At 54.6% G+C, this 21,154-nt stretch carries 20 protein-coding genes and 1 tRNA gene; 5 read left to right on the forward strand and 16 right to left on the reverse strand.

What is annotated here, in order from left to right:
* Nucleotides 1-57: 57 nt before the first annotated feature.
* The 11 genes from DAQ1742_RS15665 to gpt all read right to left on the reverse strand — a co-directional run bounded on the left by DAQ1742_RS15665 (nt 58) and on the right by gpt (nt 9,553).
* Nucleotides 58-348: a hypothetical protein gene (locus DAQ1742_RS15665; protein WP_035343742.1), complete on the reverse strand. Its 291-nt coding sequence runs from the start codon at nt 346-348 to the stop codon at nt 58-60.
* A 147-nt stretch (nt 349-495) separates the two neighbouring features.
* Nucleotides 496-696: a helix-turn-helix transcriptional regulator gene (locus DAQ1742_RS15670; RefSeq protein ID WP_027711123.1), complete on the reverse strand. Its 201-nt coding sequence runs from the start codon at nt 694-696 to the stop codon at nt 496-498.
* 326 nt (nt 697-1,022) lie between these two features.
* Nucleotides 1,023-2,237: a tyrosine-type recombinase/integrase gene (locus tag DAQ1742_RS15675; RefSeq protein ID WP_035343745.1), complete on the reverse strand. Its 1,215-nt coding sequence runs from the start codon at nt 2,235-2,237 to the stop codon at nt 1,023-1,025.
* Between the two features lie 175 nt (nt 2,238-2,412).
* A tRNA-Thr gene (locus tag DAQ1742_RS15680) sits at nt 2,413-2,488 on the reverse strand.
* Between the two features lie 153 nt (nt 2,489-2,641).
* Complete coding sequence (gene proA / locus DAQ1742_RS15685; protein ID WP_035343747.1) at nt 2,642-3,895, reverse strand: glutamate-5-semialdehyde dehydrogenase; 1,254 nt, start codon at nt 3,893-3,895, stop codon at nt 2,642-2,644.
* Between the two features lie 10 nt (nt 3,896-3,905).
* A complete protein-coding gene (gene proB, locus DAQ1742_RS15690; RefSeq protein ID WP_035343749.1) occupies nt 3,906-5,009 on the reverse strand; it encodes a glutamate 5-kinase in 1,104 nt (367 codons plus the stop codon).
* 130 nt (nt 5,010-5,139) lie between these two features.
* A complete protein-coding gene (gene crl / locus DAQ1742_RS15695) occupies nt 5,140-5,499 on the reverse strand; it encodes a sigma factor-binding protein Crl (RefSeq protein ID WP_035343751.1) in 360 nt (119 codons plus the stop codon).
* A 269-nt stretch (nt 5,500-5,768) separates the two neighbouring features.
* On the reverse strand, nt 5,769-7,034 hold the full coding sequence (locus tag DAQ1742_RS15700; protein WP_035343753.1) for a diguanylate cyclase domain-containing protein: 1,266 nt from the start codon (nt 7,032-7,034) through the stop codon (nt 5,769-5,771).
* Complete coding sequence (locus DAQ1742_RS15705) at nt 7,034-7,609, reverse strand: YfiR family protein (RefSeq protein WP_180706170.1); 576 nt, start codon at nt 7,607-7,609, stop codon at nt 7,034-7,036. Before DAQ1742_RS15705 ends, DAQ1742_RS15700 begins: the two co-directional genes overlap by 1 nt.
* A 65-nt stretch (nt 7,610-7,674) precedes the next feature.
* Nucleotides 7,675-8,925, reverse strand: coding sequence for an esterase FrsA (gene frsA / locus DAQ1742_RS15710; protein ID WP_035343757.1), 1,251 nt, complete (start codon nt 8,923-8,925; stop codon nt 7,675-7,677).
* A gap of 169 nt (nt 8,926-9,094) precedes the next feature.
* Nucleotides 9,095-9,553, reverse strand: a complete 459-nt coding sequence (gpt, locus tag DAQ1742_RS15715) for a xanthine phosphoribosyltransferase (protein ID WP_013319164.1) — start codon at nt 9,551-9,553, stop codon at nt 9,095-9,097.
* 243 nt (nt 9,554-9,796) lie between these two features.
* Between gpt and DAQ1742_RS15720 the strand changes: the two genes are divergently transcribed.
* Together DAQ1742_RS15720 and pepD are read left to right on the forward strand one after the other, a co-directional pair.
* Nucleotides 9,797-10,003: a hypothetical protein gene (locus DAQ1742_RS15720; RefSeq protein ID WP_035343759.1), complete on the forward strand. Its 207-nt coding sequence runs from the start codon at nt 9,797-9,799 to the stop codon at nt 10,001-10,003.
* Between the two features lie 302 nt (nt 10,004-10,305).
* Nucleotides 10,306-11,766: a beta-Ala-His dipeptidase gene (pepD, locus tag DAQ1742_RS15725; protein ID WP_035343761.1), complete on the forward strand. Its 1,461-nt coding sequence runs from the start codon at nt 10,306-10,308 to the stop codon at nt 11,764-11,766.
* Between the two features lie 33 nt (nt 11,767-11,799).
* Here pepD and dinB read toward each other — a convergent pair whose 3' ends face one another.
* Nucleotides 11,800-12,858 (reverse strand): DNA polymerase IV, encoded by a 1,059-nt coding sequence (dinB, locus tag DAQ1742_RS15730; protein WP_035343763.1) that lies wholly within the window; start codon nt 12,856-12,858, stop codon nt 11,800-11,802.
* 309 nt (nt 12,859-13,167) lie between these two features.
* Here dinB and dpaA point away from each other — a divergent pair, with 309 nt between their 5' ends.
* Nucleotides 13,168-13,920: a peptidoglycan meso-diaminopimelic acid protein amidase gene (gene dpaA / locus DAQ1742_RS15735; RefSeq protein WP_035343765.1), complete on the forward strand. Its 753-nt coding sequence runs from the start codon at nt 13,168-13,170 to the stop codon at nt 13,918-13,920.
* Here dpaA and DAQ1742_RS15740 read toward each other — a convergent pair.
* On the reverse strand, nt 13,917-14,690 hold the full coding sequence (locus DAQ1742_RS15740) for a class II glutamine amidotransferase (protein ID WP_035343766.1): 774 nt from the start codon (nt 14,688-14,690) through the stop codon (nt 13,917-13,919). The two genes, dpaA and DAQ1742_RS15740, sit on opposite strands and share 4 nt — an antisense overlap.
* Nucleotides 14,691-14,740: 50 nt before the next feature.
* A complete protein-coding gene (lpcA, locus tag DAQ1742_RS15745) occupies nt 14,741-15,322 on the reverse strand; it encodes a D-sedoheptulose 7-phosphate isomerase (RefSeq protein ID WP_035343768.1) in 582 nt (193 codons plus the stop codon).
* A gap of 259 nt (nt 15,323-15,581) precedes the next feature.
* Here lpcA and fadE point away from each other — a divergent pair, with 259 nt between their 5' ends.
* Nucleotides 15,582-18,062, forward strand: coding sequence for an acyl-CoA dehydrogenase FadE (fadE, locus tag DAQ1742_RS15750; RefSeq protein ID WP_051124112.1), 2,481 nt, complete (start codon nt 15,582-15,584; stop codon nt 18,060-18,062).
* Nucleotides 18,063-18,163: 101 nt separating this feature from the next.
* Here fadE and mtnK read toward each other — a convergent pair whose 3' ends face one another.
* The gene (gene mtnK, locus DAQ1742_RS15755; protein ID WP_035343770.1) at nt 18,164-19,366 is read right to left on the reverse strand and encodes an S-methyl-5-thioribose kinase; all 1,203 of its coding nucleotides are present in this window, start codon (nt 19,364-19,366) and stop codon (nt 18,164-18,166) included.
* A gap of 147 nt (nt 19,367-19,513) precedes the next feature.
* On the opposite strand from mtnK, the gene mtnA reads away from it, so the two are divergent.
* Nucleotides 19,514-20,545, forward strand: coding sequence for an S-methyl-5-thioribose-1-phosphate isomerase (gene mtnA, locus DAQ1742_RS15760; RefSeq protein ID WP_035343772.1), 1,032 nt, complete (start codon nt 19,514-19,516; stop codon nt 20,543-20,545).
* 53 nt (nt 20,546-20,598) lie between these two features.
* On the opposite strand, the gene DAQ1742_RS15765 is transcribed toward mtnA, so the two are convergent.
* A complete protein-coding gene (locus DAQ1742_RS15765; protein ID WP_035343774.1) occupies nt 20,599-21,141 on the reverse strand; it encodes a 1,2-dihydroxy-3-keto-5-methylthiopentene dioxygenase in 543 nt (180 codons plus the stop codon).
* Nucleotides 21,142-21,154: the final 13 nt, after the last annotated feature.

A 21,154-nucleotide genomic window follows, 5' to 3' on the forward strand; every position in this document is an offset into this window, starting at 1 on the left:
CTCATTTTTATATAATCACTAGATACCTTTTTATTTTAATCATCAAATACAAGACAATCACATTTGCATATTTAATAACGATAACGCTTTGATAACTACCGTCTCCATATGCATTCTTACCCATTCATAATCGATAAGATGACGCTTGTTTTTCGCCACATTACCTTTAACCTTTTCGATTATTTCTTTATATGTTTTCCCCATATATTGATTATCCATCAATAAACCAGCCACCTCTTTAGGGTCTTTTTTAGTCATGCTCAAAAAAAACATCAAATACTCTTTCATTGCTGATTTGAGGAACATTTCAGTAGCTATTTTGTTAAAACCATTATTTTTCTTATTCATATGTTTTCCTTTTCTTCTTATTTAAGGTGTAAAATACCCTGCATTATCATGCATAATATTTCTTAGTTTTTTATTTGATTATTAAGACACTATATATTTAAACGTTTTACATAAAACCACCTCATAGCACCAATAGTTTATTTTCCATTAATCAACGTGTTTACGTGATAACTGAATAATCTTCTCAATCCATTCATCGATTTCACTTTCAACAAAAGCTCTGGCTCTTATTCCAATCTTTATTGGTTCTGGAAAAACGCCCCTGCTAATAAGCCGATAAATCCATGCTTTGCTATATCCTGTTTTATTCATCACTTCCGGCAGGCGAATAAGTCTTCTTGTTGTCATATATTTCTCCGTTGTTGTTTTGATGAATGTAGTATCTGCAGATCGCTTATGACGTTCAACCCTCGAAAAATCAGAATTGAACCTGAATTGAATGTTTTTTAAACAAAAACGGATGAAATGGTGGGAGAGCTGTCACTGGGCGGGGTGTAGAGTGATTTAGCAAAAAGTGCTATTTATTTTCTTGTTTTAAGGTGTTTTATAATATACATATTAATCAATTAGTTAGTAAATGCCAGTTTAAATTCTGAACTAATTCTTATCTGGTTTAGCCAAGAAAAAGGGCTATGCCTGTTAAGACATAGCCCTTCATTTATCAGCAGTTATCTTTACGCACGCCGGTTAAACGCTCCCTGCACCACATTGCTTCCGTTCTCAAGGCTTACCATGTAGTCGGCATACCATTGCAGCATCTCGCGTCTGCCATCGAGATATTGCGCATGGTTGTAGGTGCCACGGATAGCGTTCTTATCAACATGCGCCAGTTGGGTTTCAATCCATGCGGTGTTGTAGCCCTGTTCGTGAAGAATGGTACTCATGGTGTGGCGAAAACCGTGCCCCGTAACCCGGCCTGTATAACCAATTCGTTTAAACACCTGATTGATGCTGGCTTCACTCATCGTCTTACTTGGATCATTGCGTCCCGGAAACAATAAAGGAAACGTCCCCGTCATTGCTCTGATTTGTTCGATAATAGCTAACGCTTGGGTAGAGAGCGGGATGATATGAGGACGGCGCATTTTCATGCGTTCAGCGGAAATTTCCCATAGCGCTTTATCAGTATCGATTTCCGACCATAATGCACCACGTAATTCGCCCGTTCGAACACCAGTGATAATCAGCAAGCGAGCTGCTAATACAACTAATTCACTACCAGAGTAGCCAGCAAGGGCTTTAAAGAAAGCAGGAAGCTCTTCGGTGGTCAGGAACGGGTAATGTGTAGACTCATGCCCCTGCATGGCACTGGTGAGGTCAGGTGCAGGATTATATTCGGCTCTGCCTGTTACGATAGCGTAGCGAAACACTTCGCCGCAGCGTTGACGCACTTTCTTGGCTTTTTCGGTTGCTCCCCTGTCTTCCATCTTTTTCAGCACGTTTAGCAATTCCAGCGGCTTAATGTCTGCAACAGGGCGTTGACCAATGAACGGGAAGACGTCTTTGTTGAACGCTTCAAGAATGTCAGAGGCATACCCCACAGACCATTTCTTCACTTTCATGTTGTGCCATTCGAGCGCAATTTCTTGGAAGGTGTTTTTCACTTCTTCGATGTGGGCTTGCTTGCTTTCTTGCTTAAACGCACTCGGATCAACGCCGTTAACCAGCAGTTTTTTAGCATCATCTCTTTTGCTTCTGGCATCGGCTAAGGTAATGGTCGGATAGACACCAAACACCACACGTTTTTCTTTACCTGCGATGCGGTATTTCATGCGCCAGCTTTTGGTGCCGTTAGGGAACACCTCCAGATACATGCCCCCACCATCCGCTAACTTGTAGGGTTTATCTTTGGGCTTGGCAGTCTCTACCTGTCTGGCATTGAGCTTCATTTGGGGGCATCTCCTCTAGACCGAACACGATATGCCCCCACCGATGCCCCCAACTCACCGTAGATTTCTGTGAACGTGAGTAGACGAGCAGAGACAATAAGGGCCGTGAAACCGCGTATTATAAGGGCTTAAAGGGTGTTTGAGTAGACTTAGGGAGACGTTAAAATAGGTAGGATGGTGCCGATAATAGGAGTCGAACCTACGACCTTCGCATTACGAATGCGCTGCTCTACCAACTGAGCTATATCGGCCCTGAGAGCGTCCCGCGAGTGCGTGACGATGAACTACGGGGTGACAAACTAGTCAAATCATTACGGTAAGTCAAGACTTGCGCGTATCGTCTGATGGTTTTCTAAGCATGTTACCCGGCAGGCGATGCTCGCGGCTGCCGGGGATAAGCCGTGTTATGCGCGAACCAGATCGTCGCCGTAACCAATCCATTTGTAGGTGGTGAGCGCTTCCAGCCCCATTGGGCCGCGGGCGTGCAGTTTCTGGGTGCTGACCGCCACTTCTGCGCCCAGACCAAACTGGCCGCCGTCGGTAAAGCGGGTGCTGGCGTTGACGTATACGGCGGCGGAGTCCACTTCACGCACGAAGCGTTCAGCGTTGCTGATGGAGCGCGTCAGGATCGCATCGGAATGCTGGGTGCCGTGCTGGCGGATGTGGGCAATCGCCGCTGCCATGTCCTCAACCAGCGTGACGTTGAGATCGTTGGCGAGCCATTCGTCATCATAATCCTGCTCGTTGACGGCGACGACCGTGGCCGGCCCGTTCGCCAGATACGGCATGGCACTGTCGCTGGCGTGCAGCGTGACGTTGGCCTGCGCCATTTTTTCACTGAGCAGCGGCAGAAAACGTGCGGCAATCGTCTGGTGCACCAGCAGGGTTTCCAGGCTGTTGCACGCGCTGGGGCGCTGTATTTTGGCGCTTTCGATAACAGTCAGCGCTTTTTCAAAATCAATGCTGTCGTCGGCAAACATGTGGCACACGCCGATGCCGCCGGTGATCACCGGAATGGTGGACTGCTCGCGGCACAGTTTGTGCAGCCCGGCACCGCCGCGCGGGATCAGCATATCCACGTAGCGATCGAGCTTGAGCAGTTGGTTGACCAGCTCACGATCCGGGCTTTCAATCGCCTGGATCGCGGCGGCGGGTAAGCCGCATTCGGTGAGCGCCTGCTGAATCACTTTCACCGTGGCGGCGTTGGTGCGATAGGTCTCTTTACCGCCGCGCAAGATCACCGCGTTGCCGGTTTTCAGGCACAGGCTGGCGACATCCACCGTCACGTTCGGGCGGGCTTCATAAATCACCCCCACCACACCGAGCGGCACCCGGCGGCGCTCTAGTTTCAGGCCGTTGTCCAGCATCCGGCCGTCGATCACTTCGCCGACCGGGTCGTTCAGACGGCATACCTGGCGCACATCGTCGGCAATGGCTTTCAGGCGCGCCGGAGTCAGTTGCAACCGATCCAACAACGCCTCGCTCATGCCGTTTTCTTTGGCCTGCGCCAGATCCTGCTCGTTGGCGGAAAGAATGGCGTCGCGCTGGGCTTCCAGCAGATCCGCTATCGTCATCAACGCCTTATTTTTCTGGCTGGTGCTTAGCGCCGCCAGTTGATAAGAGGCTGCTCTGGCCGCCTGCCCCATTTGCTCAAGCATGGTGTGTTCCTCAAATAATGATCATGTCATCGCGGTGTACCGCGACCGGGCCGTATTCATACCCCAGGATTTCGGCAATTTCCTGAGAGTGGTGCCCGGCAATCATGCGCAGCGCATCGCTGTTGTAACGGGTGACGGCATGGGCCAGGTCGCGCCCGTTCAGGCTGCGGATACGAATGACTTCGCCACGGGAGAAATTACCCGCCACCTCGCGGATGCCTTTGGGCAACAGCGAGCTGCCGCGCTCCAGCATGGCGGCCAGCGCACCGTCATCGACGGTGATTTCACCGGCAGGCGGTGCGCCGAAGATCCAGCGTTTGCGGCTTTCCAGTGGGGTTTCCAGCGCGTGGAAACGGGTGCCGACCGAGACATCGTTAATCACATCGGCAATCACACCCTGTCGGTTGCCCGCGGCAATCACCACTTCGATACCAGAGCGACACGCCACGTCGGCGGCCTGCAATTTGGTGGACATGCCGCCCGTGCCGAGGCCAGAAACGCTGCCGCCAGCAATCTGGCGCAGTTCGTCAGTCACGCCCTGCACTTCACGGATAAGCTCGGCATCAGGATTGGTGCGCGGGTCAGCGGTGAACAGCCCGGTCTGGTCGGTCAACAGCAGCAGTTTGTCGGCATCCGCCAGCATGGCGGCCAGCGCCGACAGGTTATCGTTGTCGCCGACTTTGATTTCCGCCGTCGCCACCGCATCGTTTTCGTTAATCACCGGGACGATGTGGTTGTCGAGCAGGGCACGCATGGTGTCGCGGGCATTAAGAAAACGCTCCCGGTCTTCGAGATCGGCACGGGTCAGCAACATTTGCCCAATGTGAATACCGTAAATCGAGAACAGTTGTTCCCACAGTTGAATCAACCGGCTCTGCCCGACCGCTGCCAGCAACTGTTTGGTGGCGATGGTCGGCGGTAAGTCGGGGTAGCCGAGATGCTCACGACCAGCGGCAATCGCCCCGGACGTCACAATCACAATACGATGCCCTGCGGCATGCTGCTGGGCGCACTGGCGCACCAGTTCAACAATATGGGCGCGGTTAAGACGGCGTGAACCGCCGGTCAGCACGCTGGTGCCCAGTTTTACAACCAAAGTCTGGCTGCCACTCATAATTTTTCTGCCGTTGCGTTGACGATAAAGTTGAACGATAAGTAAGACGAACGAAAAAACCGGTTACAAGGGGAGAGCGCCATGCCGGAGGCAAAACGCGTCCCCCGCTCCGGCGCGATGCCGGAGAGCATCATGGTCGTGCGGAGAGGGAAAAAGGTGGGTCGAGTTGTTCTACCAACGCACGCAGGCGGGTGTGGAAGTCTTCACGGGTAGCCAGCACTTTCTCATGTACCTCTGTGTCTTTGATGGTTTCTTCACGCCAGTTGCCCGCTTTGTCAAAAAGACCGATGCGGTAGGTGTAAAACAGGGTGTTTTCCTGACATTCAACATCCAGCCACCAGCCCCAAAACTCTCGCTTTTCCGGCGCGGGTTTTACATTGACACAAACGGCCAGGCAATCAAAGAAAAAACGGTTTTCCGCACACTGATTTTCACGTAAATAGGGCCCTAATGAGACAAAACTCTTGATAAGTCTGCTCTTAACTGCCATGTCATCCTCCCTTGAAACAGCGCATGGTTTCTGCCCGCCAATACATCATACAACGGGTCTCGTGACAGCACTGTGTATACTCAATCATGAGCCTTTGGCGCACCGGGGTACTCCCGGCATACAAGCGGTTCGTGGCTGTTGGCGTTATACGACCCCGACAAGCCATCGATTAACCCTGCCGGAGTTCCGGGGCCGGTTCAAGTTTTTTTATACTTGGCCTTTCGGGGCGAGAGCGGTATCACACCCCGTATCATTCCCTCAAGGCCGTGTCACTGTTTGACGGCGATGTCAGCATCCAGATAGCGCAATACCCGTTCGAAATCTCGTCGCCGCTGCTGCTGTTTATCCTGATACATGGCTTTGTCTGCCTGCTCGATAAGGCTCTGCGGCGTCGTTTGTGATGAGGCGTGAGCCACCCCAATACTCAACGACATCACCACCTGTTGGCCTTCTGGCAAAATCACCGGCTGCTGCATGGCGTGCCGAATCGCGTCCACGGTCTGTTGTACCTCGTGCGTGTCCTTTTTTCCCACCAGGATCAGCGCAAACTCATCGCCCGCCAGACGTGCCGGTAAATCCTGCTTACCGGCACAATGAGACAGGCGGCTTGCCACCGTCAGCAATACCTGATCTCCCGCCGCGTGACCGTAAGTATCATTGATGTTTTTAAAGCGATAGCCGTCCATAAATAGCAGGCTGGTGCTGGCCTGATAGTCAGGATCTTGCAGCAGGCTTGCCAGAGCACTGCTAAAAGCCGTGCGGTTAGCAAGCCCGGTTAGCGGGTCATGCAGTGAACGCTTGAGTAATGAGTCATTTTCATGCTGCATCTGTCGCTGCCAGCGTTCAATTTCATCCAGTAAACTATTGAGATCGCGACCAAACCGGTCTAGCTCCGCCACGCTGACAGCCGGTACACGACGGGAGAAATGCCGGTTCTCCCGAATATCGTGCACCACCTCGGTAATATTATGCAGTGACAGAATTAGCCCGCGGTGCAGGCGTCGGGAGATGACGATAGAGAGTAGCGATGCCAATAGCATACAGAGCGTGAGCGAGAGCAGGGAAAAAAGCACAAAATTACGTGCCGGGGTATCTGCACCCCGAATGTTCAAATAACCAATCAGTTGCCCGCGATGTATGATGGGCTGAATCACATTTCCGGCAAATAGCCACTGTGAAACCCGATAGTCTAGCCGCGCATCGTTCTGGCTTTCTTCATCATGCCACTGCGCCAGCGTTTTTCCTCTGGCGTCCGTCAACATAGCGCTGCTGAACTGGCCTTGTTTCCCCAGGCTACTGAGTGCCTCATTGGCGGCGGTCGCATCGCGAAATACGACGGCAGCCTCAACATTACGGCTCAGGGTATAGCCCAGCAATTGCAAGTTTTTCTCGGCATATTGCTTAAAGCAGATCAGCGAAACGACGGTAATTAGCAACCATGAGAACACCATGGTAATCACCAGTCCCAGCGTATTGATACGGGTCAAAGCCTGCCGGAAAGTGGTAGGCCGGTTATTGGGGGCCGGTGTCATCATTAGTTTCGTTCCCGCGCCAGCATCAACACATCGGGATTAACTCGCACACCGGTGCGGGAAAGCGCTTCCATATTGATAGCGAACCCCACCGTGTGAGTGTCAAACACCAGACAAAATGCGCTGCCTTCAAGGCAGCGCGGAGACTGTTCGGCAATCGTCATCAAAGGATGGCCGATTGCATAGCTGGCAGCATTGATCTGTTCTGCCACCGACTCTTCACCGAAATACACCGCATCACACTCAGAGGCAAACAGCTCCTGATTATCTTTAATGATCAGTGTATTAAATACGACTTTCTCTTGTACGCCCGCAGGTGCCGTCAGCGCAGTCAGAAAATGTGCGGAAGAATAGACGCACAGAACCGGCGGCTGGTTCAAATCTGGCCAATGAGAGTAACTGATAATTCCCGATACGATACGGCGCACATCCGCACCGGACACCTGTTCCCATTCAGGATGTGACGGCTGCGCCTGTGCCACCGTCATCATCAACAGTGATGCCAGTATCATCACGGTAAATAACATCTTTCTTACTACCATGCCGCCTCTGGCTGCCTGTTGAAACAAAATTGCCATACAATATCTGACACCACAGCCGAGAACCAACCGTCATTACGTGTTTTTTTCACACCATGCCGGTCTTAACGCAGTTGGCGATGCAACCAGCCGGTAATCTGTTGCAAAGCCTGATGAAATGACTGATACACCGGGGTGAAATCCAGCGAAAGCAGTTGACCCTGCCGGGAGGAGTTGGCTATCAGTTGAGACTCTTCTTTCGGGCTTATCAGGTCATCTTTCCAGTAGCCTGACAGCATAGGCGTAGGGCAGCGACGCCCCAGCAGCCCCTGGGTTTTCAGCGAGTAACGACCCAGTTCTACCAGCAACGCATCATCCGATGAAAACGGCATACCGAGCCGACTGGCCAACATATCCATAAACATATCAGGCACCTGCCGCTGACGCTGGGCATCACAGAGCAGGTGGTGCACTATCGGGCCAAGACATGCCACGGCACGCAACCGGTTCGCTTCAAGATAAGCCAGCCTGACGGCAATATTCGCCCCAAAGCGAAAACCAAATGCCGCCACCCGCGTATGATCGACCCAAGGAACCTCCGCCAGCGCTTTGAGCACCTGCTGATGCAGAAAACTGGAGTCCTGATCGAGTTTCCAGCGTGAAGAAAAACCGACAGACGGCATATCGATAGTCAGCATCGCCATGCCGGCCGGTGCCAGATAGTCCTGAAACAAACGGTGGCTGTCGCATTGCAACATATCCAGGCCGCCGCACAGCATGACCGTGGGGTACGGAGCCTGGCCTTGCGCGGGCAAATGCAGAAAAGCGGTTAACTGGCCGCCCCCTTCTATCGCAAAGGTCAGGGTTTTCAGCTCATAAGACAAATGCGTCGCCGCTTCTTCATAGGCACGATTGGCCAGCGTCTGAGCCTGATCGGCAAGCTCATCGCCTTTGAGATGAGGGTAAGCGGCGATGCTGTAAAGATTGGCAGCCTTAAGCCAGCATTGCCCGGCCTGCTCCCCGCCAGCATGTTGCCCGGCCTGTTGTTGCCAGCGCATGCCTTGCAACACCCATTCATAAATCCAGTTACCGCCACGATAACCGATGACGGTATCAAGTAGCTGTTCATCGCTGCGTTCAGCCTTACTGGCCGCAATGCGTGACAACACCTCTTCAATTTCCCACGGATGCACACCACGCCAAATCCACATCAGCCGGTTAATCATACGATACCAGTTGCCGGGGTTTTCCCCCTCCAGTGCCGACGGGCTGGCTGCGACACCGGAAAAACGGCGGGCGCGATGAATAATCGAAGACGTTTCCTGATGTTTAATCGACGGTTTGAACAAGGTTTCGGACAGGTTAGCCTGAGCCACAACAGCCTCCTGGGGAAATCAGAGCCGCAACAACGACGCAGAAGGGAAAGTGTACCGGACGATGTGTGCGAAAAATACAGCTTGCCGTGCTATGACACACAGAGCAATGCGGGGGATAAAAACGCGCACGCCCGGCATAACCGGGCGCACAATAACCAACCTGTCGGGATTAACGGCCAACCAGCGGCGGCACAAAGACCACGCCCATATCCCAGGGCTGCTCAATCCAGGTATCCTGCGGGATATCGACTTCATAGTCGTCAACCAGCGGTTTACCGGCCGGTTTGGCGAAGATAGTAATGAAATGGGCTTTCGGATACATGTCGCGGATGGCCTTAGCTGTGCCGCCGGTATCGACCAGATCGTCAATGACGATATACCCTTCACCATCGCCTTCAGCACGTTTGAGCACTTTCAGCTCACGCTGGTTGTCATGGTCGTAGCTGGAGATGCACACAGTATCGACATTACGAATACCCAGCTCGCGGGCCAGCAAGGCTCCCGGCACCAAACCGCCACGGCTGACGGCAATAATGCCTTTCCACTGTTCGGCCGGTAATAAACGCTGGGCCAGTTTACGGGCATGAATTTGCAACATATCCCAGGTGACGATGTACTTTTCGCTCATAAAACCTATCCCGGCCAACGGTCACATCAGCCTAATCAGAGTCAGAAGGGGGAAATAAAGTTGCGCGAGATTATAGATAGCTGGCCGGACAAAAACCAGTATTTCTCCATCGCTGTACCACACCCCACCAAATGGTTACTAACCGTTATTAATTAATGAAAAATGTTGTAAAAAAGTTATTAGACGCAATGTTGCAAACAGGTTACAAACATGGTGAAACCAACACCGCCAGGAGAACACCCAATGACGATATTCGACAGTTTCCTCCTCGCACAACTGGACGTGTTTATCCCTGCCCTTAGCATTGCCTTTATGCTACTGGTCGGCTTTGAGCTGATAGTCAGCGTACGCTTGTTATTGCGCCGCCCGCTGGTGATGACACCGGTGGCGATCCGCCGCGACACTGACAACACGGCTTCATCTTCCCGATCTCGTATCGGATACGACTGACCACCCTCCATTTCAGGGCAACATCCTTTCAGGCGGGAAGTCACGATGCTTCCCGCACGTTGTTGCCTTGCGTAACAATGGCGTTGCCATGACGCTACCGGCATGGCCTGTCGCGGCTAAAAATGACCGGGCTTCCTCTGTATCGCCCTGATATACGCAATCCTTATGCCGAGCCCATTCTCCCTGTTTAGCGGAAAGTGTTATCCTGTTACGTCCTGCCTGCTGCTGCGGGCGAATACTGATGATGTTATTTCGGCAATGTCTGCTTGCCGCACGCCTTGCCCTATTGGAGAGATTCCATCGTGTCTGCTTTGTCTCAACTCTCCCCACAGCCGCTGTGGGATATTTTCGCCACCATTTGTGCAATTCCGCACCCGTCTTATCATGAAGAAGCGCTGGCGGCGCACATTCTGTCCTGGGCGAAAGCGCGTGGTCTGCATACCGAGCGCGATCGGGTCGGTAATATTGTGCTGCGCAAACCGGCCACCCCAGGCATGGAAAACCGCAAACCGGTGGTGATTCAGGCGCATCTGGATATGGTGCCGCAAAAAAACAACGACACAGCACACGACTTTACCCAAGACCCGATTCAGCCTTATGTGGCCGGAGAGTGGGTCAAAGCCCGTGGCACCACGCTTGGTGCGGATAACGGTATCGGCATGGCATCCGCACTGGCGGTATTGTCTGACAACAGCGTCGAGCACGGCCCGCTGGAAGTGCTGCTTACCATGACGGAAGAAGCCGGAATGGACGGAGCCTTTGGCCTGCAACCGGGCTGGTTGCAAGGTGAGATATTAATTAATACCGACTCCGAAGAGGAAGGTGAAGTCTATATGGGCTGCGCCGGGGGGATTGATTTCCGCAGTCAATTGCACCTGGCGCGTGAGGCGCTGCCTGAAGGCTATCAGTCATTCAGGCTGACCATCAAAGGGCTTAAGGGCGGCCATTCCGGTTGTGATATTCATCTCGGCCTTGGCAACGTCAACAAGCTGCTGGCCCGTTTTCTGGCGCAATACGCCAGTACGCTCGATGCTCACCTGATTGACCTGCACGGCGGCACGCTGCGTAATGCCATTCCGCGTGAAGGCGCTATCACACTGGCGGTGAGCGCCGACAACGTTGACGCGCTCAAACGCACAGCGCAGGATTACCTCGCCGTGATTAAACACGAACTGGCGGCAGTGGAGAAAAACGTGACCCTGCTGCTGGAGACGGTTGATACCGATGCGCTGGCGCTGACACCCGCCAGCCGCGAGCGTTTCGTCTCGCTGCTGCATGCGTTTCCCAACGGAGTGATTCGCATGAGTGATAACATCAAAGGCGTGGTGGAAACCTCACTGAACGTCGGTGTTGTCAGCATGACGGAGACACACGCCGAGATTCATTGCCTGATTCGCTCACTGGTGGATAGCGGTAAAGAGTATGTCGTCAGTATGCTGACCTCTCTGAGCCAGCTTGCCGGAGCCCACACCGAAGCCAGCGGCAGCTACCCCGGCTGGCAGCCGGATGCCGACTCGCCGGTCATGCATCTGGTGCGTGAAACCTATCAGACGCTGTTTGGCAACACGCCGAATATCATGGTTATTCATGCCGGGCTCGAATGTGGTTTGTTCAAAAAGCCTTACCCGCAGATGGATATGGTTTCCATCGGCCCGACCATCACCGGCCCACACTCGCCTGATGAACAGGTGCACATCGAAAGCGTAGGCCGTTACTGGACGCTGCTGAAAGCGTTGCTCAAAGCCATTCCCGAACGCGCCTGATGCACAGCCCGCCATGCCTGCACATGGCGGGTTTCAGTCCCACGGCAGCACCAGTTGCCGCTCCAGCTGTGGGTCGATGAGCGAAACCTGCAACCCGACCAATCTGACCCCTCGCGCCTCGCGTCGCTGCTCCCAGCTCGCGCGCGCCAGCTGTAATAAATCCGGCTTATGCAGCACCGGCCAGACATGCTCCTGCGTGGTTTGGCGAAAATCATCAAACTTCAGCTTTACCCCTTGCCGGGCAATCTGTAAGTCGGGACGGACGTGCCGCAGCCGCCTCTCCAGCTCCTGATACAATTGCTCGACCACTGCCTCGCACGCCGCCCAGTCATGGATATCGTGCGCCAGCGTCTTCTCTACCCCCACCGACTTACGTAACCGGTCAGGCGATACCGAGCGGTCATCAATACCCTGACACCGCTCCCACAGTATGCGGCCAAATTTGCCAAACTCACGCAGCAGACTGGCTTGCGCATACTGGCGCACATCCGCGCAACAATGCAGGCCGCATTCGGCCAGCCGCTTTGCCGTGACTTTGCCAACGCCGGGGATTTTCTCCAGCGGCAACGACAGCAAAAAGGCCTCCATGTCTGCCGGTGTTATCACGTATTGGCCATTGGGTTTATTCTGCTCTGACGCCACCTTGGCAAGAAATTTAACCGGGGCCACGCCCGCAGAAGCCGTCAGTTGCAGCTCGCTGAAAATCGCCTGACGGATGGCTTGTGCGATAAGCGTGGCCGAACCGTTGCAGTGCGGGCTATCCGTCACATCCAGATAGGCTTCATCCAGCGATAAAGGCTCAATCAACGACGTATAACGAGAAAAAATGTGCTGAATTTGCCGGGAGGTTTCTTTATACAGCGCCATTCGGCCAGGCAACAATGTCAAATGCGGGCACAGGCGTAGTGCCGTGGCTGTCGCCATCGCGCTGTGTACGCCATAGCGACGAGCCGGATAGTTGGCGGTACAAATCACGCCCCGGTTATCGGCACTGCCACCAATAGCCAGCGGGATTTCACGCAAACGCGGGTTATCACGCATTTCTATTGCGGCATAAAAACAATCCATATCGACATGAATGATTTTGCGCATATCCCCTCCCACAAGACTGTATAAAAATACAGTAACAATGCAAGGCAAGCAATATGTTACCCACAACCGCGCTCTCGCTAAGAATAATCTGTTTTTTTATTCGTTTTCCCCTCTTGAATAAAACAGATGCGGTGATAATGTGGCTGCGCGCCCCGGTATCAGCCTGCACCTCCGAACGCTGGCAAGACAGCACCTGCCCGCACGTTCAGGATGCAGCCTAATGGCAGGGCACAGCCTGACAGACAACGACAGGGAATACGGCAACACCGTATCACGATAAGACAACCGCTCCAGTAATCAGGATTTACCATGCAAAAAATCGCGCTTTCACTTGCGATGCTGTTTATTTTGCCTTCCGCTACCATCAATAGCAGTTACGCCAATCAGGTTTCTCCCGTTGTCGCACAGCAACAGCAGGTCGCCGGGTCACCCGTTTATATTCAGATTTTCAAAGAAGAACGGGTACTCGAGTTGTATGCACAAGTCGGTGGCGAATACAAACTGGTGCAAAGTTACCCCATCTGTAAATATTCCGGTGGCCTCGGCCCGAAAATGACCGAAGGGGACTTCAAAAGCCCGGAAGGGTTTTATCAGGTTGATTTACGGCAGCTAAAACCAGACAGCCATTATTACCGCGCCATCAATGTCGGTTTTCCGAATGAATATGACAAGGCGCACGGCTATTCCGGCCGCTATTTGATGATCCACGGCGAGTGTGTGTCTATCGGCTGTTATGCGATGACCAACCAATATATCGCAGAGATTTATACTTACGTGGAAAAGGCGCTGCGTAACGGGCAGCAGAAGGTGGAGCTGGCGATTTATCCGTTCCGCATGACCGAGCAGAACATGAAGCGCCACAGCCGCTCCACCTATTATAAGTTCTGGAGTCAGTTGCAACCGGGCTATGCCTTTTTCAACAAAAATCACCAGGCACCGGCTATTTCGGTCGTCAACGGTCAGTATGTGGTCAATCAGAATACACCGACCAGCCAGTCTGCCCCGTCACATTATGCGTTTACCCATACATCGGCGTTGAGCAATACACCAGCAGCCCGTTAAGCAAAATTAACGCGCTCACCGAAACAAAACAGCACGAACTCCCCTGGCGCGATGGCGTGCCAGGTTTCGTTACCGGTGAGCGGCTGCGTCGCCAGTACCGTAACCACATCGTTTGGTGTGGTCTGGCGCTGGAAGTCGATTTCGACATCATCATCCAGTAACGTTGCCTTGCCAAACGGTGCCCGCCGGGTTATCCAGTGCAGCCTGGTCGAACAAAACCCCATCACAAAACGCCCGTCCGATAACAGCATGTTGAATACACCCTTTTTGCGCAATTGCTCTGCCAGCGTCGCAATATAGCGAAACACCGCCGGCCAGTTGGACGGTGTTCGCGGGTAGCGCTGCGCCAGTTGATGCAGCAGCCAGCAAAATGCGTATTCGCTGTCGGTATCGCCGACCGGGCGAAACGTCCCGGTTTTCAGACGGCGGTAGCCCTTCAACTGGCCATTGTGAGCAAATGTCCAGTTGCGCCCCCACAGCTCGCGCGTAAATGGATGGGTGTTTTCCAGCGACACGGCTCCCCGATTCGCCTGGCGAATATGCGATATCACCGCACAGGACTTGATGGGATAGCTCTGTACCAGTGCGGCAATCGGCGAATTAAAACTGGGTTGCGGGTCTTTGAACGTGCGGCAACCGTTACCCTCATAGAAGGTAATTCCCCAGCCATCACGGTGCGGCCCGGTGCGGCCACCCCGTTGAATCAGGCCGGTAAAACTGAAACAGATATCCGTTGGGACATTCGCACTCATCCCAAGCAGTTCACACATTGTCGGCTTCCTTTTTACGGCTTGTTACTGCTGTGCGTCACCGCCTGCCCTCAGCTTGCGGCCATTTCTTTCTCAATTAACTGAATCAAAATGTGGATGGCTTTAATATGCACTTCCTGAATGCGATCGGCGTAACCGAAATGCGGCACACGGATTTCCACATCAGCACTGCCCGCCATTTTGCCGCCATCTTTACCCGTCAGGGTAATCACTTTCATACCTTTGGCACGGGCGGCGCTAATGGCTTTAATAATATTGCCCGAATTACCTGACGTCGAAATGCCCAGCAACACATCGCCTTCACGGCCTAACGACTCCACATAACGGGAGAAGACAAAATCATAACCGAAGTCGTTACTGACGCAAGACAGGTGGCTTGGATCAGAGATGGCAATTGCCGGATAACCGGGGCGATTTTCACGGTAACGGCCGGTTAACTCTTCAGCAAAGTGCATGGCATCACAGTGAGAGCCACCGTTGCCGCAGGAAATCACTTTGCCACCCGCTTTGAACGCATCAGCCAGTAACACCGCCGCATCTTCAATAGCCTGAATATTGGCCTCATCGCTTAAAAATGTGTTCAGCGTTGCCGCCGCTTCGTTGAGTTCATTACGGATTAAGTCCTGGTACATGGAAACCCTCTCATTCAGTGACATCATGACGTTTCTGCCGAGCAGTGTAGCGGATAGCCCAAATCACGAGAAGCAGACAATCACCAAACGACGGCATTGCGCCTCCTCAGTCGGTGGTGATGACGGCTTTGTGAGATGAGTTGTAATTATGTTGTAAATAAATTGATAAAAACCACCCGGTAAACTAAAAACACTCTATACCCACAGGTCAGACCTGTCATGCAGGCGACCCAAAACGAATGGACGGGAGAAAACGACTATGGTTGCGCTCAGTATCCTGGCAGGGCTGATGCTTATCAGTGCACTTTTCTACCACCGGGTTTCGCTATGGCTTGGCAGCGCGCTGGTGGTGACGGGGTTTGGCACAGTGGTGTTTCTGGCGGGCTGGCCCGGCTGGCTGATGCTTATCCCACTATTGGTGGTCTTACCGCTGCTGCTGACACCGCTGCGCCAGCGCTGGCTCAGTACGCCGGTCATGACGCTGTTTCGCCGGGTGATGCCGCCAATGTCCGCCACGGAAAAAGAAGCGATTGATGCCGGAACCACCTGGTGGGAAGGCGAACTGTTTCGCGGAGCACCAGACTGGCACACCCTACACGCCTATGCCCGCCCCACGTTAACACCTGAAGAGCAGGCCTTTCTGGACGGCCCGGTAGAAGAAGCCTGCCGCATGGCGAATGATTTTGAAATTACCCATGAGCGGGCCGACCTGCCTCCCGAGCTGTGGGCATTCCTGAAACAGCATCGCTTTTTTGCCATGATCATCAAAAAAGAGTACGGCGGGCTGGCATTCTCCGCCTACGCGCAGGCGATGGTGCTGCAAAAACTGGCCAGCGTGTCGAGCATTCTGGCCATCACGGTTGGCGTGCCCAACTCTCTCGGCCCCGGAGAATTGTTGCAACACTACGGCAGCGAAGCGCAAAAAGATCACTATCTCCCCCGGCTGGCTCGCGGTGATGACATTCCCTGTTTTGCGCTCACCAGCCCGGAAGCCGGATCAGATGCCAGTGCTATCCCCGATGTGGGCGTGGTGTGTTATGGCCAATGGCAGGGCAATCAGGTACTCGGTATGCGCCTGACCTGGAACAAGCGCTACATTACGCTGGCACCGGTCGCTACCGTACTGGGGCTGGCGTTCCGGCTGTATGACCCGGACCACCTGCTGGGTGATAACGATGATATCGGCATTACCTGTGCCCTTATCCCCACCCACACCGACGGCGTAAAAATTGGCCGCCGTCACTTTCCGCTTAACATTCCGTTTCAAAACGGCCCGACGCAAGGCGAGAACATCTTCGTGCCGCTGGATTACATCATCGGCGGGCCTGCCATGGCCGGTCAGGGCTGGCGTATGCTGATGGAGTGCCTGTCTGTCGGGCGCGGCATCACCCTGCCGTCTAATTCCACCGGTAGCCTGAAAAGTGTCGCACTGGCCACCGGTGCCTACGCCCGTATTCGCCGCCAGTTCAAACTGCCGATTGGCAAAATGGAAGGCATTGAAGAGCCGCTGGCAAGGCTTGCCGGGAATGCTTATGTGATGGATGCCGCCTCAACACTGATTACCACTGGCATTATGCAAGGCGCTCGCCCGTCGGTGCTGTCCGCTATCGTCAAATACCACTGCACCCATCGCGGGCAGCGCGGCATTATTGATGCGATGGACATTGTCGGCGGCAAAGGCATTTGCCTTGGCCCCACCAACTTTGTTGCCCGCCACTATCAGGGCGCGCCTATCGCCATTACGGTTGAAGGGGCCAATATTCTGACGCGCAGCATGATAATCTTCGGGCAAGGTGCCATTCGCTGCCATCCTTACCTGTTAAACGAAATGCGCGCTGCGCAAGAGAGCGACCTGAAATCCTTTGACAAGGCGCTGCGCGGCCATATCGGTCATATCGCCAGCAATCTGGTACGCAGCCTGTGGCTTGGCCTGACCAATGGGCGCACCAGCCGCGCCCCGGTGCGCGATGCCACGCGCCGTGACTACCAGCGTCTTAACCGGCTCAGTGCCAATCTGGCGCTGCTGGCAGATATCTCGATGGGGATGCTGGGCGGCAGCCTGAAACGCCGTGAGCGCCTGTCGGCCCGTCTGGGTGATGTGTTAAGCCAGCTTTATCTGGCCTCCGCCACGCTCAAGCGCTATGACGAAGAAGGGCGTCAGCAGGCCGACCTGCCGCTGGTGCAGTGGGGGGTACAAGATTGTCTGTATCAGGCAGAACAGGCCATCCTCGCGCTGCTGCGCAATTTCCCGATGCGCGGGGTCGCCATCGTGCTGCGTGGCATTCTTTTCCCGTTCGGCCCGGTTAACGCCCCAGCCAGTGATGAACAAGACAGCCAGTTGGCCAAACTGTTGCAAACCCCCAGTGCAACCCGCAGCCGGCTCGGGCGCGGTCTGTATCTGACATCGGAAGGGACACACCCGGCAGCACATCTGGAGCAGGCATTGTGCGATATTCTGGCCGCCGAACCGGTACACCAGAAACTGTCACAGGCTGCTGGCCATCCCTTGGCGTTTATGCGTCTGGACAGGCTGGCTGAACATGGGCTGGCTGAAGGGGTTATCTCCCAAGAGGAGGCCGAAATCTTGCAACAGGCGGAAGCCAGCCGCCTGCGCACCATTAACGTGGATGATTTCGCCCCCGAGGCGTTACGCGCACAGGCGGTGAGCAACCCGCGCGCGTCTGCATCCACAGGCGGGCACTCAACGGCTGAAGCCACCGCTGGCGAAACGGTGGTGTAATAACCCGATGATGTGATAACCCACGGGTGTGACGGGTGAAGGTGTCAAAGGGGGCTATGCGCTGATAGCAGCCCTTTGACAACACGATGTTCGCCGCCGGCTCAGGCCCCGCTTTGGCGCACCCGCGCCAGCAAAGCGTCTGGGCCATCGATATGCGCGGCGGCCAGAATCAACGTTTTGCCAAGATGAATGGCATGGCGCTGGCACGCCTGACGCGTGGCGTCATCGGCAATGGTATCGAGATCGGCCACATGCGCCAGCCCAATGGTACGGCGAATCAGCTCTGCACCGGCAAAACCCAGCGCATCGCGCCACACCTGCTGTAAAAACTGTTGCACATATCCCTCTGCCGCCAGCGCCGGATCGCGGCTTTTTTCCCGGCACAGCGCCACAAAGCGCGAAGAAAAGTGCTGCCACAACGTCACCAGTTCCTCCAGACGCCGTTCGCGCGCCGCCGATGCCTCGCGCAGCGCCAGCAGCCCCGGTAAACCGCAATAATTAAGCAACAGGTTGCCGATAACGGTGCCGACATCAAACCCTATCGGGCCATAAAACCCGAATTCCGCATCGATCGCTTTCAGGCTCCGATCGGCGACAAAAATCGAGCCGCTGTGAATGTCCCCGTGTAACAGCGCTTCGGCTTTACTGAGAAACGCATGTTTAAGCGCGGCCACCGCGCACTTGAGCGGCTGGTCATCGCGCAGCGCCAGCACCTCTGGCAACAGCGCCGGGTCAAACTGGTTGCGCTCATGCTCACAGTAGGGATCGGTAAAGAACAAGTCTTCCGTTATCTGGCACAACTCCGGGTTGGTAAAGCGGCTTACTGCTGCTTTTTTAGCATGGGGTAACTGGTAGAAATCCGAGTGATGAAACAGGGTAACGGCCAGATACTCCGCCAGTTGGGCCGCCGCCTGCGGGTAGTCACGCCCGGCTATCAGTTCATTGCGCCAGATGCGATGGCTGGACAAATCTTCTTGTACCATCACCGCCAGCACAGGGTCATGGTGCAACACCGCTACCGTGTGCTGCGGGCAATACTGTGCATGTGCCAGCAATGTTTCGGCTTCAATGCGGGCGCGATCGAGCGTCAGCGGCCAGGACTCGCCGACACAGCGCACATACGGCAATGCCTGTTTGACGATAACCTGGCTAATGCCCTGTGTATCACGAATTTTGAACACCAAATTCAGATTACCGTCACCGATTTCATCGGCTGCTATCAACGACTGCGGGTGTGCCACCCCGCCATACTGACGTGCGTACTGCACGGCGTCATCTGCGTTAAAAGTACGATAAAGTGACATAGGCAACCTCGTTTATGTGCGCTTGTATTTGCTTGCTATATGCGCCCTACTTTTAGACATAAAAGCGTTTGGACGTCTATACATCTGTATCGCATATTGGCAGAATAAGAATTCTGATGCAATAACGCAACACGGATTTAACTCGCCATGCAGACCGTTAACACCACCAGCCTTCGCGTCGTTGAGAATCAACTGTGGATCCTCGACCAGCAGGCCTTGCCGCAAGAAACTCTCTGGCGTCCCTGCCCGGATGTCACCACGCTGGTTGAGCACATTCGCGCCTTGCGGGTTCGTGGCGCGCCGCTTATCGGGCTTTCCGCCAGCCTGTTGCTGGCACTGCTGGCCGAGCAGGGGCAATCCCGGCCCCAGTTGGCCAAGGCACTGGAAACCCTGCGGGCCTCACGCCCGACCGCCGTTAACCTGATGAACAATCTCGATCGCATGAAGCAGGCGCTGGCGGCTGATGATGTCGTCAACGCCATGACGCAAGAAGCGCTGCGGCTGATTGAGGAAGATAAAGCCTTGTGTGAGCGCATCGCCGATAACGGCAGCACGCTGGTGAAACCGGGCAGCCGCCTGTTAACGCACTGCAACACCGGCGGGCTGGCAACGGCGGGCGTCGGCACGGCGATTGGCGTTATCCTGCGCGCTCACCAGCAAGGCAAGGTAGAGAATGTCTGGGTGGATGAAACCCGTCCGCTGTTACAGGGCGGGCGGCTGACGGCCTGGGAGCTTGGCGAGCTGGGTATCCCTTATCAGCTCATCTGCGATTCGATGGCCGCCTCGCTGATGGCACAGGGCCGGGTCGATGCCATCTGGGTGGGTGCGGATCGCATCGCCGCCAACGGTGACGTCGCCAACAAGATAGGCACTTACAGCCTGGCGGTGCTGGCGCACTATCACGGTATTGCGTTTTATGTCGCCGCGCCGCATACCACGCACGACCCACACTGCCCGAACGGCAACGCAATCCCTATCGAGCAGCGTGATGCACGCGAAGTCACCGGCGTGGCAGGCAGTTTTGGCGCGTGCCAGTGGGCACCACACAATGCCCCGGTGTACAACCCGGCGTTTGATGTCACCCCGGCGGCACTGATTAGCGGCTGGATCCTCGATACGGGCGTTGTCACCCCCGAGCAAGTGCAAGCCGGTATTTTTCAGCAACCGCTGATGCCATAAACGCCGCGAAACAAGAGAGAACCGGCCGTGTCGGAGCACGGCCTGAAACGCCCTTACGCCAGCTTCGGGTAGGCGTCGGCGATGGTATCGCCGGTGAAATGGGCCACCCAGCCATCGGGGTTGTTAAACAGGCGAATGGCGGTGAAATGTGGCGCTGACCCCATATCGAACCAGTGCGGTATACCGGCTGGCACCGACAGCAGATCGTTCTTTTCACACAGGATCTGAAAAATACGCCCGTCCACATGCAGGCAGAATAAGCCAGCCCCTTCAACGAAGAAACGCACTTCATCTTCAGCGTGAGTATGTTCCGACAAAAACTTGGTACGCAATGCCTCTTTTTGCGGGTTATCGGCCCGCATGCTGATAACATCCCAGCTCTGGTAGCCTTTCTCCGCCACCAGTTTGTCTATCTCATGCTGATACGCCGCCAGCACCTCCCCGGCAGCCGGGCTGGCGCTCAGGTCGCGGTCAGCCTGCCAGCGTTCAAAACGCACATTGATCGCCTGAAGTTGCTGTTGAATCGCGGGTGCGTCTTCGCTCTGCCACACGGGCTGGCTGGCATCCGTTTCACTGAAAATGGTTAAGGCACTCATGGCAGTTCTCCTG

It is taken from the genome of Dickeya aquatica (genome assembly GCF_900095885.1).
GTDB lineage: Bacteria > Pseudomonadota > Gammaproteobacteria > Enterobacterales > Enterobacteriaceae > Dickeya > Dickeya aquatica.

What these genes read in the sequence shown, in the direction of transcription:
- DAQ1742_RS15740 (WP_035343766.1), bottom strand. Translation starts at nt 14,690, where the DNA reads ATGTGTGAACTGCTTGGGATGAGTGCGAATGTCCCAACGGATATCTGT.
- lpcA (WP_035343768.1), bottom strand. Translation starts at nt 15,322, where the DNA reads ATGTACCAGGACTTAATCCGTAATGAACTCAACGAAGCGGCGGCAACG.
- mtnK (WP_035343770.1), bottom strand. Translation starts at nt 19,366, where the DNA reads ATGTCACTTTATCGTACTTTTAACGCAGATGACGCCGTGCAGTACGCA.
- mtnA (WP_035343772.1), top strand. Translation starts at nt 19,514, where the DNA reads ATGCAGACCGTTAACACCACCAGCCTTCGCGTCGTTGAGAATCAACTG.
- proB (WP_035343749.1), bottom strand. Translation starts at nt 5,009, where the DNA reads ATGAGTGGCAGCCAGACTTTGGTTGTAAAACTGGGCACCAGCGTGCTG.
- DAQ1742_RS15675 (WP_035343745.1), bottom strand. Translation starts at nt 2,237, where the DNA reads ATGAAGCTCAATGCCAGACAGGTAGAGACTGCCAAGCCCAAAGATAAA.
- fadE (WP_051124112.1), top strand. Translation starts at nt 15,582, where the DNA reads ATGGTTGCGCTCAGTATCCTGGCAGGGCTGATGCTTATCAGTGCACTT.
- DAQ1742_RS15705 (WP_180706170.1), bottom strand. Translation starts at nt 7,609, where the DNA reads ATGGCAATTTTGTTTCAACAGGCAGCCAGAGGCGGCATGGTAGTAAGA.
- dinB (WP_035343763.1), bottom strand. Translation starts at nt 12,858, where the DNA reads ATGCGCAAAATCATTCATGTCGATATGGATTGTTTTTATGCCGCAATA.
- crl (WP_035343751.1), bottom strand. Translation starts at nt 5,499, where the DNA reads ATGGCAGTTAAGAGCAGACTTATCAAGAGTTTTGTCTCATTAGGGCCC.
- DAQ1742_RS15670 (WP_027711123.1), bottom strand. Translation starts at nt 696, where the DNA reads ATGACAACAAGAAGACTTATTCGCCTGCCGGAAGTGATGAATAAAACA.
- DAQ1742_RS15720 (WP_035343759.1), top strand. Translation starts at nt 9,797, where the DNA reads ATGACGATATTCGACAGTTTCCTCCTCGCACAACTGGACGTGTTTATC.
- proA (WP_035343747.1), bottom strand. Translation starts at nt 3,895, where the DNA reads ATGCTTGAGCAAATGGGGCAGGCGGCCAGAGCAGCCTCTTATCAACTG.
- DAQ1742_RS15765 (WP_035343774.1), bottom strand. Translation starts at nt 21,141, where the DNA reads ATGAGTGCCTTAACCATTTTCAGTGAAACGGATGCCAGCCAGCCCGTG.
- dpaA (WP_035343765.1), top strand. Translation starts at nt 13,168, where the DNA reads ATGCAAAAAATCGCGCTTTCACTTGCGATGCTGTTTATTTTGCCTTCC.
- DAQ1742_RS15665 (WP_035343742.1), bottom strand. Translation starts at nt 348, where the DNA reads ATGAATAAGAAAAATAATGGTTTTAACAAAATAGCTACTGAAATGTTC.
- gpt (WP_013319164.1), bottom strand. Translation starts at nt 9,553, where the DNA reads ATGAGCGAAAAGTACATCGTCACCTGGGATATGTTGCAAATTCATGCC.
- DAQ1742_RS15700 (WP_035343753.1), bottom strand. Translation starts at nt 7,034, where the DNA reads ATGATGACACCGGCCCCCAATAACCGGCCTACCACTTTCCGGCAGGCT.